Genomic DNA, 16,687 nt, shown 5'->3' on the forward strand with positions numbered 1-16,687 from the left:
TGTACAAGTAGTCCCATTAGGGTTATGCCATGGAAGATAAACTATTTGGAGGAATGATATATGACAAATTTGCCTGAAGTCACTGTGCGTGATTTAGCCGAATCTGGTGTACACTTTGGTCACAAAATTAGTCGCTGGAACGCAAAAATGGCTCCATACATATATGGAGTGCATCAAGAAAATCGTATACATATAATTGACTTGCGAAAAACATTACCATTGCTACAGGTGGCCATGAAGGCTTTATATGACGTTGCATCTCAAGGTGGTCGCATTCTATTTGTTGGTACAAAGTTTCAAGCTTTTGATATTATTGCAAGTGAAGCGATTCGTTGTGGTCAATATTATGTGAATCATCGATGGCTTGGTGGTATGCTTACTAATTGGGGCACTGTTTCTTTTTCGATAAAAACCTTGATGCAATATGAGAAAATATTAAATGACGAGGATAGCATTTTAACAAAGAAAGAATTGGGGAACATTGAAAAGAAAAAGCAAAAGCTTGATAAGGCGCTTGGTGGTATTAGAGAAATGGGAGCAATTCCTGATATCTTATTCATCATTGATACTAATAAAGAGCATATTGCGGTTAAGGAGGCTAAAAAGTTAGGAATTCCAATAGTTGCAATACTTGATACTAATTCTGATCCAGATGATATTACTTATCTAATACCTGGAAATGATGACTCAAGAAAATCAATAGAGCTCTATTGTAAATTAGCTACCGACTCTATATTAGCTGGAATAGAGTCTAGTCTAGCAAGATCTGGAGTTAAGATTGATAATATAAAAGGTGATGAGTTTATTCAAGAAAAAGAAGATAGTATTGTGCAAACTAAAAGGAAACGTAGTAAAGTTTACAAAGAAGAAGAAAGGGAGGTAGTAACAAATGAAGATGAATCCAGATAATATAAGGGAATTACGTGATAGGACAGGGCTTGGCTTAAGTGACTGTAAAAAAGCATTAGAAGAATGTGATGGTGACATCAAGAAAGCCGTTGATAAGTTGCGTACAATAGGTCTTGCTAAAGCTGACAAAAAATCTGATAGAGTAGCTTCAGATGGGCTCGTTGCTATGTGTTTGACTGAAAATTATGGTGCATTGGTTGAACTCAATTGCGAAACCGATTTTGTTGCAAGGAATGAGAAATTTATAGAGTTAGTTTCAAATTTAGCATCAATTGCTCATCAAGAACGCTGTATCAGCGTTGATGAGTTAAAAAATGCCAAGTATGAAAGCATTGGCAAAGTGCAGGAAGCTATTATGAATGGTACGTCAGTTCTTTGTGAAAAGTTAGAGTTGAGCAAGCTTTGTTACCTAGAGACTAAGGATGGAGTTGTTGCTGGTTATGTACACGGTGATGTACGTGGTTTAGGTAAAACTGGCGCTTTAGTTGCATTGCAATCACCCGGTGATAAGGCAAAGTTACAGGAAATTGGAAAACAAATAGCGATGCACATAGTTGCTATGAAGCCTGAAGCTTTGTCTATAGATGATTTAGATCAAATGAAGTTGAAAAATGAACGTTCTATAATTGAAGAGCAAGTAAGGAGCTTAAATAAACCTGAAGAAGTAGCAAAAAAAATAGTAGATGGACGAATGGCTAAGTACTATGAAGAAGTTGTTTTACTAGAACAAAAGTTCATAAAAGATGATAAAATGAAGGTTTCTGATTTTATAAAATCAAGCGAGGTGAGTGCTATTAAATTATCTGATTACAAGTTACTTGTTTTGGGCAGTGCAAACTAAATGGTAAGAAATGTCTTCCTTAGCAGATAAAGTAAAATACTCTAGAGTGTTATTGAAGATCTCTGGTGAAGCTTTGATGGGGTCACAGTCTTTTGGCCATGATATGGGAATAATAAGCCAATTATGCAAAGATATAGCTGATGTTAACAGGCTTGGAGTTCAGGTATGTATTGTTGTTGGTGGTGGTAATATCTTTCGTGGCTCATCTGCGTCTTTAAGTGGCTGTGAAAGAGCAAGCAGTGATTATATTGGAATGCTTGCAACTATAATCAATGCTTTAATTTTACAAAACTTTTTAGAAAAAAATTTAGTAGCTTCTAGGGTATTATCTGCAATACCCATGGCCACTGTATGTGAACCTTACATAAGAAGGAAAGCTATTCGTCATTTAGAAAAGGGTAGAGTGGTAATTTTTGCAGCAGGCACAGGCAACCCATTTTTTACTACAGATACAGCTGCAGCCTTACGTGCTGTTGAAATGAATTGTGATGTTATTCTAAAGGGTACACAAGTAAATGGTGTATACTCCGCTGATCCGAAAAAAAATGAGGATGCTGTAATGTATGATAGGCTTTCTTACACGGATTTATTGACTCATGACTTAAAAGTTATGGATGCATCAGCAATTTCACTTGCTCGTGAGAATTCTATTCCAATTATAGTTTTTTCTTTGAAGGGAGAAAAAATAGTTAATATTATTAAGGGTCAAGGTACTTATACTATAGTTTCAGATTGTAAACAGTAGGTAATTTATGTTAAATGAAATAAAAGCTAAAACAAAAGAAAGAATGCTAAAAACTATTCAGTCCTTTCATGATGATATTAAAGGCGTACGCACTGGTAGAGCTAGCGCATCGTTGCTTGATGGTATAGTTGTAAATATCTATGGTGGACATCAAAAGTTAAATCAGGTTGCAGGCGTTTCAGTTATAGATAACAAAACCCTATCAATTAAAGTTTGGGATATTAATGTTGTAGGTGAAGTGAAAAATGCTATATTAAATGCCAACTTGAATTTAAATCCTGTTGTTGAGGGCAATACCATACGTATAGCTCTTCCGGATTTAACACAAGAAACCCGTGAAAAATTAGTAAAATTATTGCATCAGTTTTCTGAAAATGCGCGGATTGCCATCAGAAATATACGCAGAGATGTTATGGAAGAAATAGAGAAAATGAAGGGAAATAAGGAGATCTCAGAAGATGATTTTCATGGTGCTAAGAAGGAAATACAAAATATTACTGATGATAATATAAAAAAGATTGATGGTGAATTGTCCATCAAAGAAAAGGATATATTGCATCACTAAGGTAATATGAAAGAAACCTTCAGTAGTGAATATGAACGTTGTGATTTGAGAGCAAATTCCACCAAGAAGGGCGTTATCCGAGTAGCTGACACTGGGATCCAACTTCTTATCCAACCTAATCAAAAACGTTTATTTAGTACAAGATTAGCTACTTTCTGTGCTAGTTTGCTCGTCTACAAGCAAACTTTTCTGGATCCCAGTGTCAGCTACTCGGATGACAGAAGAGAGTACTGGGGTTACAGAAGAGAGTGTTGGAGGGTGGTTTAGGTGAACTTTAAATGTTGAATCAAGAATCTTTACCGAAACATTTAGCAATTATTATGGATGGTAATGGTAGATGGGCGAACAATCAAGGAAAGGTAAAAATTGATGGTTATAAAAAGGGCAGTGAAGTTGCATACGATATTGCCAAGTATTGTACGGACCTAACCATACCCTACTTAACTTTGTATGCATTCTCTATGGAGAATTGGCTTAGACCCAAAAACGAAACTGACTGTCTATTTGATTTATTTTACTCCGTTTTAACTAATGAAGATAAAGTCAATTTCATTTGCAACTGTAACATTAAGTTGAATTTTATTGGCAATTTAAGTCTGTTATCCAGTAAAATATTGGATCAAATTAAAAAAGCAGAAGAAATGACACATAAGAACGATGGTTTATTACTCACTGTGGCAGTCAGTTACGGAGCAAAGCAAGAAATTACACAAGCTATAAGCAATATTATAAAAGAAAATATTGCTTATGTATCAGAAGAGGAATTTGAAAAATTTCTATGTACTAAAGATCTGCCAAAATTGGATTTATTAATTCGCACTGGCGGCGAAAAAAGGTTAAGCAACTTTTTATTATGGCAAGCAGCTTATGCTGAATTATATTTTTGTGATACTTTATGGCCTGATTTTTCTTGTCAAGATTTGAGCAAAGCATTAGAAGATTATACAAAAAGAGAGAAAAAATATGGTAGATAATAATTTTATAATTAGAACATTGTCCTCAATAGTAATATTATTCATATTTTCTTTTGCTACATATTTCAGTGATTTATTGTTTTACCTATTGATTTTTTCAATAGCAGTTTTATCTTCTTTTGAATGGTATAATTTAACCCAAGGAAACAAAATTTTATACGTTTTCGCATTATTATTGATTGCACTACCAAGCGCCTCATTAATATATTTATATAACCTACCACAAGGAAAATACGCATTAGTATGGTTCGTCTTAACCATTTGGGGAATTGACATTACTGCCTACCTATTTGGTAAGAATTTTGGTGGATCTAAAATTTGCCCAATTCTTAGCCCTGGAAAAACTTGGACAGGACTTCTTGGTGCGATTTTAGCTGGAATAGTGTGCACAGTTTTTGGATCAATATTTTTTGGTCTATTTTCAATTTTTTATTCTCCAATCATTGGCCTTGCAATCGCTATTCTAGCGCAACTTGGCGATTTCACTGAGTCGCTTGTTAAAAGAGCTTACGGTGTTAAAGATAGTGGAAGTATGATACCTGGCCATGGAGGAGTGCTCGATCGTATGGATAGTTTCATTTTTACTGCCCCTCTTCTTGCTATTTACATAAGCTAAGTCTGCAGAAGAAATAAAGTGCCATTAGAGTTCATCCCTAGTCAGCTCCCCAACCTCTTCTACAGTACAGTCATGGACAAACGTCTTTTCACAATAAGGGCAGGCTATTTCCTCTTCTTCTCCCATATCTAAATATATTAATGGATGGCCGGAACCCTCATTATTCTCATCACCATGACAACAAACTTTTCTATTATTAACCCTCACTTTTGACATGCTACTCCTTTAGCTTATAACATTTTATATATTGAATATACCCATTCAGAAATAAAAAACAACAAGCACTATTCTCCATTTTTTATCCTATTCAGGTTAATCAATTCGTTTTGAACGCCTTTTGATACAAATTTGCTAACATCTTCTCCTAATCTTGCTATTTCCTTTACAAAACTTGATGAGATAAATTGAGTATCTTCAGAAGCAGGAAGAAATATGGTTTCGATTTCAGGAAGAAGTTTATAATTTACCCAACTCATTTGAAACTCGTAATCAAAATCCGATACTGCTCTTAATCCTCTAATAATAACAGAAGCATTCTGCTCTTTGGCAAACTTCACTAGCAACCCATTAAAAGATATAACATCTGCATCAATTCCTAGCCCTTTGATTTCACTTTCAGCCATGCTTGTGCGTAGCTTTGTATCAAAGACAGTATGCTTATTAACGTTTTCTGCAACCCCTATTATTAATTTATCGACTAGTTTACACGCTCTTTTGATTATGTCAATATGCCCAAAAGTTATAGGGTCAAATGTACCAGGGTAGATTCCTATTTTGTTATTAATGTCCATTCTTTATTTTTATATAAACTACTTTAAAAACTTTTGATAGACATGATAACATTTTTTATCTAAAAATGAAAGTATGCAGCTGGCCTGATAGCTCAGTTGGTAGAGCAAAGGACTGAAAATCCTTGTGTCGCTGGTTCGATTCCTGCTCAGGCCACTTCTCTTTCTTACTAAATTTACCTTTTTGTTATAAAACGTTCTATAATATGTTATGATATTGATATAAGTATTGAGAAGATAAACTATATGTATAAATGTTATAGTAGAATATTTAATATCTTATTAATTATAGTTCTATTATTAAGCAATATTACTTATGCTGATGTTAGCGAAAAACCGGCATCTCAACATGTAACCAGAAAAGAAGAACCAGCGTCAACTGCCTTGACGGCAGAAAATACAGTAAATAATGACATAGTTGTTGGTTTGTTGAAAACGGAAGAAGAGACATACCCATATGAGCTTGGGCTATCTCAAAATATCTACGAGATGTTTAATAACTTTGGAGTTAAGACTGTACTAATTGATTATAACAAGATAATTAGCCTTAAAAAAATTCAGACAGAGTCACTTAATCTCGCAAAACAAGATGAAACATTGGCAAAGAAGCTGACATTAGACCGAATAAAAATTGAAGTTGCACAATTTATTGAAGAGCACAAAATAAATAGAATATTTATTCCAGACAATTTTCATTCAGAACCTTTTCCACCCACTCCTTGTCGCCAGCTTGTTACTGAAGCAATTGCAAAAATAGTGGATGATAACCCTGCAATTCATTTACTTGGCATATGTGAAGGCATAATGAATGCAAAGGGAATTGAAGTAGTGAGTGTTGTGAGTGATGAAGAGAAGCGAAGATCTCATTTAAAATCAGCACCTAATCCACATAAAGAGGATGCACCTCTCCAGCAGATAAAGATCGTTCCAAACAGTCGTTTAGCGGAATTAGTAGCTAAATTCTTAATACCTAATGAAAATGGCTGGTTTTCAACATATTTTCCAGATGCTCATTCAGGGGCAGTAAGTAATACACCAGAAAATAGAAGAAAATTGGAGTTACTTGGATATAAAGTTGCAGCATTTTCCAGTGATGGGGTAATAGAGGCTATTGAAGATAAGCACGGTAATATTTACTTTCAATGTCATCCAGAAGCCCTTGTTGTAAAATCATATAAAAACCTCTATTTATCAAATCACAAGGAACGTCAAGTGTCTACACTAGTTGCTATAGCGATTATAAATGATTTTCTTTATCGTGCTTAATGGCTATAGCTTTAGATTTACCAACGATTTGATAAACGACAAATTCGTCATGTATCCGTTCAGGATAGCGGCAAGGTAGTATAACCATAGAGTAAATGTAAGGTAAGTCCTTACAATAAATGGTGTCATCCCAGTGCTTGACACTGGGATCCAGCTTTTGATCGAAAATGTTGTATAGTGCGTTTGTTTACAATCAATTTTTCTGGATCCCAGTGTCTGGGCACTGCCTTTGTGTTTGAGGCAAAATCGGCTATAACACTTAACATACTGCCTTTGCAAACAAACGTTCGTACAGCTGTGTGTCACGCACTTTGCTTCAATATTTGTACATTAGCCATGCATCTGAACAGATACCGACAAATTCGTCATCCCGCTGCTTGTTAGCGGGATCTAGAGATACCGCGGCGGTATGACGTACTGACTTGCATTAGCTATAAAATAGTAGTTTATATAAATCCCATAGCATGCCGAATGAAGCTTTTTTTGAGAAAATTTGAATTTTCAACTGCAATCAAGCCAAGATTTCTTAGTGCTTTAGCGCAGAATATTCTGTTGGAGAACATCCTATTTAATCCATCAGTTGCAAGCGCCATTGTAAAATTATCAAAGTATCTGTTACATGAAATTTTCTTTAATAAATAACTACTGCCAACATCAATACCAGATGCTTTTGCAGTAACTATGTGCTTTATAACACTTTCTACATCTCTAATTCCAAGATTAAGCCCTTGACCTGCAACTGGATGAATTGAATGTGCTGCATCGCCGATAAGCAAAACTCTACCCTTATATAACTTTTTTGCGAAAACAAAACTTAAAGGATAAAGTTTTCTTTCACCCTCTAATTTTATCTCTCCTAAATAAGAACCAAATCTTTTTTTGAGCTCTATAATAAATTCTTCTTCAGACAGATCCATTAGCATTTTTGAAATTCCAGATTTTTCTGTCCAAACTATCGAAGAAGTATAGCCACCCTTCATCGGTAGAATTGCAAATGGACCGCCAGGAAAAAAACGCTCTACAGCTAAGTTTTGGTGATGCAGTTCATGCTTTACATTAAATACTATGCTACTTTGTTTATAATCAAATTTCACTGTCGGTATAGAAAATAACTCTGGTAGTTTAGAGTTTTTGCCTTCAGCGCAGATAAGTAGCGATGATATTAATTCCTGGTTATTATTAAGAATAACTTCCACATATCCTGAATCACAAGCAATTGTTTTATAGGAATGTGGAGAGTATATATTTAGTTTATTCAGAAAATTATTGTTGATTGCATTCCATATAGTAGCATTGTTAATAACATAACCCATTGGTTCTCCACCAACCATTTTATGATTGTAATGCACAGTAACCGCATCTAATATGCATATATCAAGTATTGGCTCAGCTTCGCTTTCTATAAACTGCCAAATCCCTAATTTTTCCAATATTTTTTTCGAGCCTTGAGAAATAGCAAATGCTCGGTTGTCATCTACTACACGTGGTAGACTATTTTTTTCAATCACAGCTACAGACACAGAGTCACAACTGAGGCCAATGGCAGTAATAAGACCAAGCAACCCACCACCTGAAATGATTACATCATAATTCATTTTATTCACCTAAAATTACATTTTATTCGTTTTGAGGATAGTTTAAATAAGTGTTAGAGTTATTCATAAAAAAATATAGACTTTTTGTTAAAAGTGACATAAAACTACTTATTAAATATGAATGGGGTTAATCAAAATGAACACACAAAGAAAAGCAGATCTGAGCGAACATGAAGATGATAGTTTTCAAGAAAACGAAAGGCACAGTAAAACTAAAAAATCATCAGTCAGGTTCTCTCAATTGACAGATGCATCTTTGGCAGGTGCTTTAGCAGTTTATTTCTCATATAGTTCATCTCCTTGGCGTTATGTACTAATAGTGGCGTTCGCTTCTACTGCAGTTCTTCTGATTGCAGGTGCTATTATGGCGCGTTCTGTGGAAATAGAAGAGTCTAATACGCACAAGAAAATAGATTTGACATTACTAACAGATTCGATCAATAAATCAATAGAAGAGTCTTGTACACACAAGAAAATAGATTTGACATTACTAACAGATTCGATCAATAAATCGAGTGAGCGTATGTGCCGTAAGACGTATGAAGAAAGCGCAAAGATGATGGATGAAGAAAGAGCAAGAAGATTTGAGCGTGAGAAGACATTTAGTGAATTTGATCGCTATAATCCAATATTAGACTCACACATAAGACCAGTACTTCGTGAGGAAATGATATACAAGCACGAGAATGAGTTACATAGACTCACTTCTGAACCAGGAATGGGGATGTTTTTAAGAAGTGATAATAGGCTAATACGAATGGAGAAAATTTTAAGCGGTAATAATAGGTCCTATACGCATGACATGGTCAAGTGTATGGTTAATGAACGTGATCATGATGGTAATACACCTTTACATAATGCTGTGAATCAGAATTTTTACCTGCTATAAGATTATTATTTGAGCATGGTGCAGATTGTTTTATTCAGAACAAGAAAGGTCAGACTCCTTATGAATTATCCTCTAAGAGTTACTTAGTCCAGGATTTATTTCAAGGCTATCCGTTTATAAAAGAAAAAATCAGGGAACAAAAGTATAGCCATAATATAAATAAGTTACTTAATATACCACAAATAAGATCTAGACTGTGTAATAATCCAAGCTCTTTTCAAAAGGTGCCAAATTGTGAAGGAGCTTGCAGTACTTTAAAAGAATTAAGCGTAAATAAGGTTTTAGATTCATGCCGTTTTACTGTTTCTTAAGTGGTAGACTATTTTTACAGCTACAGAGTTATTAATGAGGCCAATAGGAGCTACCACCTGATTCATTTTATTCACGCTAATTGTAAAATTATATTTTATCTATTTTGAAAATAGTTTAAACAAGCTTTATAGACAAAGACCTAACATCTTTAGCAATACCTTCATAAATCTCTGCCAAATCTTCACTTATCATTAAAGGATTTCCACAATCAGAAGCATGACATATTTGTGGATCCAGAGGAATCCTGCCTAGGAGTTTGATGCCCAGCTCCTCAGACATTCTTTTTGCGCCGTCTTTTCCAAATATGTATATTTCTGAGTCATTTTGAATGAAATAACTCATATTTTCCACAATTCCAATAACCGGCACGCTGAGCTTTTTAAGCATATCATAAATTTTGCGAGCATCGATTAAAGAGAGCTCCTGTGGAGTTGAAACTATTATCGCCCCGGTTAAGTTAAAATTTTCCATAAGACTTAAATGCACATCGCCAGTTCCAGGTGGTGTATCAACTATCAAATACTCTATATCGGACCATTTTGTTCCCATGAGCAGATTATAAAGTGCTTTTGTGATCATAGGTCCGCGCCATATTGCTGCACGATCCTTGTCAACAAAATAGCCGATTGAAATAGTATGCAGTCCATACCTTTCTATAGGTATTGCTTTTCCACCCTGTATTTCTGGCTTTAATTTTTCAGTGCTAAGCATTTTAGGAATTGAAGGACCATATATATCTGCATCAACCAGCGCAACTTTATGTTTCAACTTTGCTAATGAGAGAGCAAGATTTAGCGCAACTGTGGACTTGCCCACACCGCCTTTACCAGAGGCCACAACGATTATATTTTTCACTCCTTCGATATGTAATTTAGCTTTTTGTTGCCCAGTTTGTTTTTGACCAGTAGCAACCACGATCACTTTTGTAACCCCCGGTATAGCTTTAACAGCTTGCTCACAATTTCTTCTTAATTCTTCGTTTGCTTGCGTGTTACCGGCAACTTCAAGCGCAAAACCAATGTCCCCGCCTTTAATAATGATTGAGGATATTATGCCAAGAGCGATCACATCTTTACCGCTTTTTTGCTCTATGACTTTTTTTAAGTTCTCTCTTACAATTTCTTCGTTGATCATTAGACCTCTTACATAGCAGATCCCAGTGCGGAACATTTGTTTCGGAAACAGTATGTTAAATGTTATAGCAGGTTTTGCCTAGAACACAAGCCAAGTAGCTTGACACTGGTTCACTTTATGACAGTATCATGAAAGTAGCCTCTTTCTTGTCATCCAAGTAGCCCCTTCTCCTGTCATCCGAGTAGCCTCCTTCTCCTGTCATCCCAGTGCCCAGACTACTTGGATCCAGAAAACTTAACTTTAAATAAGTGGCTGCATAATAAAGACTAGATTCCAGCTTCACGCGCTGGAATGACACCATTTTCGGTCTCTTAAATTGCTTTAGCTACAAACATTAAGAAATTTACCAAATAAAAAAAAGGCAAAAGAAAACCCGTGGTGCGAGTTTTGACTCTCTAATACTTTAAATTGGCGCTGTAATAATGTCCTGACGCTTAGTTTAAGCGCGGTTTGGCTGAATGTAGAAAAAATTTAAAAGACATGCAGCCGCTATAATTTTATGTAATCCGCCAAAAAATACCCTAAGTTTTTTACTGAATTTTGTCATTGAGCCTGCAGGTCAAAAACAAGTTTTGAGTCATAAATACCCTTATTATCATAATAAGGGGGCTGGCGGAGTTTGTAAAGCAAGTTTTTTCGTTTCTGCGGGCTACTTGAATAACGGCTACAATGTTTGTAGAATTGTGCGTCATGCGCTGACCCATTTGTTGTGCTTAACAAAAGCAAATGTTCGTACAGTACGCACTGGAATCTGTTACCCTGCAAAAAGAAACCTCTACTCCTTATTTTTTGCCCTTCCTGCACGCTTACGTTCATTTGGATCAAGGAATTTCTTGCGTAAACGTATAGATTTTGGAGTTACTTCCACCAATTCATCATCATCTATATACGCTATCATATCCTCCAGTGTCATTATCTTTGGAGGAGTGAGTTTTATGGATTCATCACTACCTGAAGCTCTTACGTTTGTTAATTGCTTACCTTTTAGCACGTTTATCTCCAAATCATTGTCACGGCTATGCTGGCCGACAACCATGCCACAATATACCTTATCCTGTGGCTTGATAAACATAATTCCCCTGTCTTGCAAATTGAAAATTGCATACGCCACAGCCTCACCCTTATCTGTAGAAATTAAAACTCCATTGCGCCTTCCAGAAATTGGACCTTTATGTGGAGCATAACTATGAAATAAACGGTTAATTATGCCTGTGCCCCGAGAATCAGTTAAAAACTCTCCTTGATAACCAATTAATCCTCTTGATGGCACTAAAAACGTTAATCTTGTCCTGCCATTACCAGAAGGTCTCATGTCAGTCACTTCACCTTTTCGGAAGCTGAGTTTTTCCATGATGATTCCACTATATTCATCATCTACATCAATTACTACTTCCTCTATAGGTTCAAGTTTTTTGCCATCTTCTTCCTTAAATAGTATGCGAGGGCGTGATACTGAAAGCTCAAAACCTTCTCTCCTCATATTTTCAATTAACACTCCAAGCTGTAGCTCACCACGTCCACCTACTTCAAACGCTTCACCACTTGATGCCAAAGTTACGGTAATTGCAACATTTGTTTCTGCTTCTGCATATAAACGATCCTTTATAACGGTTGAGGTAAGCTTTGTTCCCTCTTGTCCGGCAAAAGGTGAATCATTAACACTCAGAGTAATCGCCATCGTCGGCGGATCAACTGGAGTTGAGCTTACTGCAGTTGTAACCTCTGGTACTGCTATAGTGTCAGAAACTGAAGCTTTCTCAAGTCCTGCAATTGCAATTATGTCTCCCGCCACAGCTTGTTCTACTGGAATACGTTTCAAGCCAGAAAATGAGAGCAACTTAGTTAATCTCCCTCGTTCAATTACTTTACCGTCCAGATCAAGTACCTTAAGATCTGAATTGACTTTTGCAACGCCCTGATAAACCTTTCCTATCAATATTCTGCCAAGAAACTTATCAGACTCAAGTAGAGTGACCAACATAGCAAAAGGGGCATTTTGATCATAAACAGAAGGTTTTATATAATCTATAACCGTTGAAAATAATGGGCTTAAATCTTTTCTTTCATCAGAAAGCTCCTTAGCACACCAACCATTTCTACCTGAAGCATACAACACTGGAAAATCTAGCTGCTCGTTGGTTGCATCAAGGTTAAAAAATAACTCATATATTTCATTTAATACTTCATCAATTCTGCTGTCTGGTCGGTCGACCTTATTGATTATCACAATTGGCTTCAAATTTGCTTTTAGTGCTTTTGACAACACAAATTTAGTTTGTGGCATGGGACCTTCCGCAGCATCAACCAGCAGCAACACACCATCTGCCATGCACAATACCCTTTCTACTTCTCCACCAAAGTCTGCGTGCCCTGGCGTATCAATAATATTGATTTTTTCATCACCCCACATTATTGATGTGCATTTTGCAAGTATTGTAATTCCGCGCTCACGTTCTTGGTCACCACTATCCATCACTCGTTCTTGAACTTCTTGATTCTCGCGGAACGTGCCACTTTGTTTTAACATGTTATCAAGTAAAGTAGTTTTACCGTGGTCAACGTGTGCGATTATTGCTATATTACGGATCGATTTAAATTCGTTCATTTTCTATCATTTCAAAATTAATTTAGTAATAAGTATACATAAAATACACTTGGAGTAAATAACTAAAGCTGTGTATAAGTGCTGTGTTTCCAAGATATTATAGGATTACTTTGTTAAATATTCTCTACTCCCAGGTTTTGTTATGGGTAGTTGTTTTAATTCACTTGGAAGTTCTTCCTCGCTGCAGTTTTGGATGTTCAGTTCAATCAAAGATATGACAGGAAAAGGCAGTTTCGTTTCACTATTCCTCTTTATTAGAGAAGCTTCAGCAATGACTTTACCTCCCTCCCCTTCTGCACATTTCACTGCTTCAAGTGAAGATTTGCCTGTGGTTATCACATCCTCGATAAGTAATATTTTCTCACCCTTTTTGATCTTAAATCCACGGCGTAATTCAAACTTGCCATTAACGCGCTCGCAAAACATTGTCTTTATTCCAAGCTGCCTGCCAATCTCATAACCTACAACTATTCCGCCAATTGCAGGAGATAATATTAAATCTATGGAGCTATTTAATTCTTTTTTTATTTTATCTGTTAATAATGTGCAAACTTTCATGGCTCTGCTTGGATTTTCAAAAATCTTCGCACACTGTATGTATGTGTCACTATGCAGTCCGGATGATAAAACAAAATGCCCATGCAAAATTGCTTCTGCTTCTTTAAATTCTTTTATTATTAGGTTGTTTTCGTCTAATATCATTTTTTAAGTTTCACTATTACATTCTTTATTAATTATTTGAGTGATACAAATATCAGACCACACGTTTATTGCAGTTTCAAACATATCGATGATTGTATAAATAGGCAAAATCAGTCCCATAATATGCAGAGGAACATTCATCGACATGAGATAACTGGTTGCCATAAAATAGCACCCCATCGGCACTCCAGCGTTACCAATTGCTGCACTAGTTGCTAAAAAAATCCATATAAACATTTCGCTTAAGGAAAATGCGCATCCATTCATCTCTGCAACAAACATTACAGTGATTAGTATAAATGCAGCACATGCATTCATATTAATTGTTGTGCATATTGGTAAAATAAAGGACGACAATTTCTTTGGCACCTTTAGCTTATTTTGCACACAGTCTATAGTTGTTGGCAATGTTGCACTGGATGATTTAGAAAAAAACGCAAGTGTGAGTGCCGGCATAACCCCTTTCAGCGTTTGAATTGGTGATATGCCTTTATACCACATAAGTAGCGGTAAAATCAGAAATGCCTGCACAAAATTTGCAGACATTATGCAAACAAAATACCATAAAAGACTGTAGAACTCGCTACCACCTTTTAATTCGTGCAAAAAACATGTAATAAAAGACCCCACAGCAAGTGGAACAAGCTTTAGTAACCCCTGAGCAATTTTAAGTAACGTATCGAAAAGTGCAGAGAATATTTGATGTAATATGTCCTGCTTTTCTTTTGAAAGTGAAACAATAGCTCCACCCATCAAAAAAGCGATCAATATGCTACCAATAACGTTATTTTCAAGAAAAACTTGCACAAAATTCGAAGGAATGAGTGATTTTAAGTATGAAAAGTAACTGTAATTGTTATTATCCAAACTTCCTATCGTGTTACATATGAAATTTTTTTTCACTGGGTCTATTAGCAGGTAAAACAATAATGCAACAAACGCAGCTATAATAGTTGTAAGCAGCGTATAAAATAGTGTTTTCTTAACTAAGGTTTTAATTTCGATTGAGTCTTTAAGTCCTGAAATTGTGGAAACTATTGATAGAAAAACTAAAGGTAAACTTATTAATTTCAACAAACTAACAAATATGTCACTAAACAGCTTTGCTATTTCAAATATAATCTCACTGTTTAAATAGTAAGCAACTATTGCAAACAGTATAGAAAAGAGTATTGCAAACTTGTGCATTGAAAATAAAACTTCAAAGTAACATTATACAACAATTTTGCTGTTTTGGAATCAGATTGATAGACAAAATAACTTTATAGATTAGGGAAAGATAAGTAACATTTCATTATTAATTAAGTGTTAAAAATATGTCATGCGATGTACTTTAAATTCAGGTGCACTTAGCCCATTCTGGTGATAACAAATTGGAATAGATAAGGTATGATAACTAACTTTTCTGTGAGTATATAGTTTTGCCAGACACAACAGTACGTACCACGTGCCCTTTTACTTTGCGCCCATCAAAAGGGGAATTCTTTGATTTACTAGCAAAGTTGTCAGTTTTAATTTCCCATTCATGATTGAGGTCAACTAAAATTAAGTCTGCAGCAAGGTTTTTTTGTATACGACCACGTGATACGTGTATTATATCTGCAGGCTTATATGTCAATTTTGCAAGCACATCAAGTAGACCCATTTGCCCACTGTGGTAAAGTTCAAGTGAAAGGGGCAGCATTGTTTCAAGGCCAACAATACCAAATGCAGCATTTTCAAGTGGAAGATCTTTAGAATTACGATCATGCGGAGCGTGATCGGTTGCAATGCAATCAATCACACCTGTCTTTAAACCTTCAACCATAGCTAAACGATCTTCTTCAGTGCGAAGCGGCGGGTTCATTTTTGCAATTGCTCCATGTTGTTTTACTATATTTTCAGTCAAAGTGAAGTGATGAGGGGTTACTTCACATGTAACATTTAATCCCAAATCTTTCGCACGTTTAATAGCATCAAGTGAATCTTTTGAAGAGACATGTAGAATATGGTAGTGCACATTTTCTATATCTTTTATGAGCAGTATATCACGATTTACCATAACCGATTCTGACGCACTCAAGATTCCCTTTACTCCCAATTCTTCAGAAATTTTACCTTCGTTGATTGCACCACCTGCTGATAAATTTAAATCTTCTGCATGTTGAGCAATAGGAACACCCAGCATACTTGAATAAAGCAGCGCCTGTCTCATAATCATTGGGTTCATAACTGGCATGCCATCATCAGTGAACCCAACCGCACCTGCTTCCTTTAAAAGTGCCATTTCAGTCAACTTTTCTTCCGAAGTGGTGATTTTAGCGTAAAATTCAACGTTTACATGTGAAGTTTCAAGTGCTCTATATTTCAAATATTTAGCCAAAACAACGCTATCAATTGCTGGAACAGTGTTCGGCTGACAAACTACAGTTGTAACGCCTCCCGCAGCTGCAGATTTGCTGCCTGTATATATAGTTTCTTTATGTTCTTGGCCTGGTTCACGAAAATGTACGTGAATGTCAATAAGGCCTGGCATTAGAACAAGCCCTTTACAGTCTATTGTTTCATCGACCCCACTTGTTGAAAATAATGATTCACCAAAGTCAACAATTTTATCCCCTTCAGTCAATAATGAACCTTTTATATCAAGTTTAGTTTCCGGGTCGATAATACGAGCATTAGTATACGCAATTTTATAGCCTTCCTTTTGCCCTGTTTGCAACAAATTCCAAGTTTGAGTCATTATATTTGAGTATCGATTATGCAA

Annotated in this window: 17 protein-coding genes and 1 tRNA gene; 9 read left to right on the forward strand and 9 right to left on the reverse strand. The window is 35.8% G+C overall.

Annotated elements, in window-relative coordinates; all coding sequences use genetic code 11:
• Window positions 1-60: 60 nt before the first annotated feature.
• From rpsB to OM966_RS01835, 6 genes are all read left to right on the forward strand, one after another.
• Window positions 61-909, forward strand: coding sequence for a 30S ribosomal protein S2 (gene rpsB / locus OM966_RS01810; RefSeq protein ID WP_264328590.1), 849 nt, complete (start codon window positions 61-63; stop codon window positions 907-909).
• A complete protein-coding gene (gene tsf / locus OM966_RS01815; protein WP_264328591.1) occupies window positions 890-1,750 on the forward strand; it encodes a translation elongation factor Ts in 861 nt (286 codons plus the stop codon). The genes rpsB and tsf overlap by 20 nt, the downstream gene beginning before the upstream one ends.
• A 10-nt stretch (window positions 1,751-1,760) precedes the next feature.
• Window positions 1,761-2,495: a UMP kinase gene (gene pyrH / locus OM966_RS01820; RefSeq protein ID WP_264328592.1), complete on the forward strand. Its 735-nt coding sequence runs from the start codon at window positions 1,761-1,763 to the stop codon at window positions 2,493-2,495.
• 7 nt (window positions 2,496-2,502) lie between these two features.
• Entirely contained in the window at window positions 2,503-3,060 is a 558-nt protein-coding gene (gene frr / locus OM966_RS01825) for a ribosome recycling factor (protein ID WP_164224746.1), read from the forward strand.
• 278 nt (window positions 3,061-3,338) lie between these two features.
• Window positions 3,339-4,034: a polyprenyl diphosphate synthase gene (gene uppS / locus OM966_RS01830; RefSeq protein WP_264328593.1), complete on the forward strand. Its 696-nt coding sequence runs from the start codon at window positions 3,339-3,341 to the stop codon at window positions 4,032-4,034.
• Complete coding sequence (locus tag OM966_RS01835; protein ID WP_264328594.1) at window positions 4,024-4,650, forward strand: phosphatidate cytidylyltransferase; 627 nt, start codon at window positions 4,024-4,026, stop codon at window positions 4,648-4,650. The genes uppS and OM966_RS01835 overlap by 11 nt, the downstream gene beginning before the upstream one ends.
• 24 nt (window positions 4,651-4,674) lie before the next feature.
• Here the strand turns inward: OM966_RS01835 and OM966_RS01840 are convergent, their stop codons facing one another.
• A complete protein-coding gene (locus tag OM966_RS01840; protein ID WP_264328595.1) occupies window positions 4,675-4,866 on the reverse strand; it encodes a zinc-finger domain-containing protein in 192 nt (63 codons plus the stop codon).
• A 68-nt stretch (window positions 4,867-4,934) separates the two neighbouring features.
• Window positions 4,935-5,441, reverse strand: coding sequence for a pantetheine-phosphate adenylyltransferase (coaD, locus tag OM966_RS01845; protein ID WP_264328596.1), 507 nt, complete (start codon window positions 5,439-5,441; stop codon window positions 4,935-4,937).
• Between the two features lie 81 nt (window positions 5,442-5,522).
• Here coaD and OM966_RS01850 point away from each other — a divergent pair.
• A tRNA-Phe gene (locus OM966_RS01850) sits at window positions 5,523-5,595 on the forward strand.
• Window positions 5,596-5,684: 89 nt separating this feature from the next.
• Complete coding sequence (locus tag OM966_RS01855) at window positions 5,685-6,704, forward strand: gamma-glutamyl-gamma-aminobutyrate hydrolase family protein (RefSeq protein WP_264328597.1); 1,020 nt, start codon at window positions 5,685-5,687, stop codon at window positions 6,702-6,704.
• A gap of 446 nt (window positions 6,705-7,150) precedes the next feature.
• Here the strand turns inward: OM966_RS01855 and ubiH are convergent, their stop codons facing one another.
• Entirely contained in the window at window positions 7,151-8,299 is a 1,149-nt protein-coding gene (gene ubiH, locus OM966_RS01860; protein WP_264328598.1) for a 2-octaprenyl-6-methoxyphenyl hydroxylase, read from the reverse strand.
• 136 nt (window positions 8,300-8,435) lie between these two features.
• On the opposite strand from ubiH, the gene OM966_RS01865 reads away from it, so the two are divergent.
• Window positions 8,436-9,188 (forward strand): hypothetical protein, encoded by a 753-nt coding sequence (locus OM966_RS01865; protein WP_264328599.1) that lies wholly within the window; start codon window positions 8,436-8,438, stop codon window positions 9,186-9,188.
• 426 nt (window positions 9,189-9,614) lie between these two features.
• Here the strand turns inward: OM966_RS01865 and OM966_RS01870 are convergent, their stop codons facing one another.
• The 6 genes from OM966_RS01870 to OM966_RS01895 all read right to left on the reverse strand — a co-directional run bounded on the left by OM966_RS01870 (window position 9,615) and on the right by OM966_RS01895 (window position 16,663).
• Window positions 9,615-10,634 carry an Mrp/NBP35 family ATP-binding protein gene (locus OM966_RS01870; RefSeq protein ID WP_264328600.1) on the reverse strand — a complete coding sequence of 340 codons (1,020 nt, stop codon included), beginning with the start codon at window positions 10,632-10,634 and terminating at the stop codon, window positions 9,615-9,617.
• Between the two features lie 115 nt (window positions 10,635-10,749).
• The gene (locus tag OM966_RS01875) at window positions 10,750-10,935 is read right to left on the reverse strand and encodes a hypothetical protein (RefSeq protein WP_264328601.1); all 186 of its coding nucleotides are present in this window, start codon (window positions 10,933-10,935) and stop codon (window positions 10,750-10,752) included.
• A 474-nt stretch (window positions 10,936-11,409) separates the two neighbouring features.
• Window positions 11,410-13,239, reverse strand: a complete 1,830-nt coding sequence (gene typA, locus OM966_RS01880; protein WP_264328602.1) for a translational GTPase TypA — start codon at window positions 13,237-13,239, stop codon at window positions 11,410-11,412.
• 105 nt (window positions 13,240-13,344) lie between these two features.
• Window positions 13,345-13,941, reverse strand: a complete 597-nt coding sequence (gene pyrE / locus OM966_RS01885; protein WP_264328603.1) for an orotate phosphoribosyltransferase — start codon at window positions 13,939-13,941, stop codon at window positions 13,345-13,347.
• A 3-nt stretch (window positions 13,942-13,944) separates the two neighbouring features.
• On the reverse strand, window positions 13,945-15,129 hold the full coding sequence (locus OM966_RS01890; RefSeq protein WP_264328604.1) for a dicarboxylate/amino acid:cation symporter: 1,185 nt from the start codon (window positions 15,127-15,129) through the stop codon (window positions 13,945-13,947).
• A 208-nt stretch (window positions 15,130-15,337) separates the two neighbouring features.
• Complete coding sequence (locus OM966_RS01895) at window positions 15,338-16,663, reverse strand: dihydroorotase (protein ID WP_264329015.1); 1,326 nt, start codon at window positions 16,661-16,663, stop codon at window positions 15,338-15,340.
• Window positions 16,664-16,687 lie beyond the last annotated feature (24 nt).

Origin of the sequence: Wolbachia endosymbiont (group A) of Andrena hattorfiana (assembly GCF_947179565.1) — a bacterium.
Taxonomy (GTDB): domain Bacteria; phylum Pseudomonadota; class Alphaproteobacteria; order Rickettsiales; family Anaplasmataceae; genus Wolbachia.

Excerpts from the sequence above, each read along its gene's own strand:
- pyrE (WP_264328603.1), bottom strand. The coding sequence starts at position 13,941 with ATGATATTAGACGAAAACAACCTAATAATAAAAGAATTTAAAGAAGCA.
- coaD (WP_264328596.1), bottom strand. The coding sequence starts at position 5,441 with ATGGACATTAATAACAAAATAGGAATCTACCCTGGTACATTTGACCCT.
- OM966_RS01835 (WP_264328594.1), top strand. The coding sequence starts at position 4,024 with ATGGTAGATAATAATTTTATAATTAGAACATTGTCCTCAATAGTAATA.
- OM966_RS01855 (WP_264328597.1), top strand. The coding sequence starts at position 5,685 with ATGTATAAATGTTATAGTAGAATATTTAATATCTTATTAATTATAGTT.
- tsf (WP_264328591.1), top strand. The coding sequence starts at position 890 with ATGAAGATGAATCCAGATAATATAAGGGAATTACGTGATAGGACAGGG.
- frr (WP_164224746.1), top strand. The coding sequence starts at position 2,503 with ATGTTAAATGAAATAAAAGCTAAAACAAAAGAAAGAATGCTAAAAACT.
- OM966_RS01875 (WP_264328601.1), bottom strand. The coding sequence starts at position 10,935 with ATGGTGTCATTCCAGCGCGTGAAGCTGGAATCTAGTCTTTATTATGCA.
- typA (WP_264328602.1), bottom strand. The coding sequence starts at position 13,239 with ATGAACGAATTTAAATCGATCCGTAATATAGCAATAATCGCACACGTT.
- OM966_RS01890 (WP_264328604.1), bottom strand. The coding sequence starts at position 15,129 with ATGCACAAGTTTGCAATACTCTTTTCTATACTGTTTGCAATAGTTGCT.
- OM966_RS01840 (WP_264328595.1), bottom strand. The coding sequence starts at position 4,866 with ATGTCAAAAGTGAGGGTTAATAATAGAAAAGTTTGTTGTCATGGTGAT.
- OM966_RS01870 (WP_264328600.1), bottom strand. The coding sequence starts at position 10,634 with ATGATCAACGAAGAAATTGTAAGAGAGAACTTAAAAAAAGTCATAGAG.
- uppS (WP_264328593.1), top strand. The coding sequence starts at position 3,339 with ATGTTGAATCAAGAATCTTTACCGAAACATTTAGCAATTATTATGGAT.
- OM966_RS01895 (WP_264329015.1), bottom strand. The coding sequence starts at position 16,663 with ATGACTCAAACTTGGAATTTGTTGCAAACAGGGCAAAAGGAAGGCTAT.
- OM966_RS01865 (WP_264328599.1), top strand. The coding sequence starts at position 8,436 with ATGAACACACAAAGAAAAGCAGATCTGAGCGAACATGAAGATGATAGT.
- pyrH (WP_264328592.1), top strand. The coding sequence starts at position 1,761 with ATGTCTTCCTTAGCAGATAAAGTAAAATACTCTAGAGTGTTATTGAAG.
- rpsB (WP_264328590.1), top strand. The coding sequence starts at position 61 with ATGACAAATTTGCCTGAAGTCACTGTGCGTGATTTAGCCGAATCTGGT.
- ubiH (WP_264328598.1), bottom strand. The coding sequence starts at position 8,299 with ATGAATTATGATGTAATCATTTCAGGTGGTGGGTTGCTTGGTCTTATT.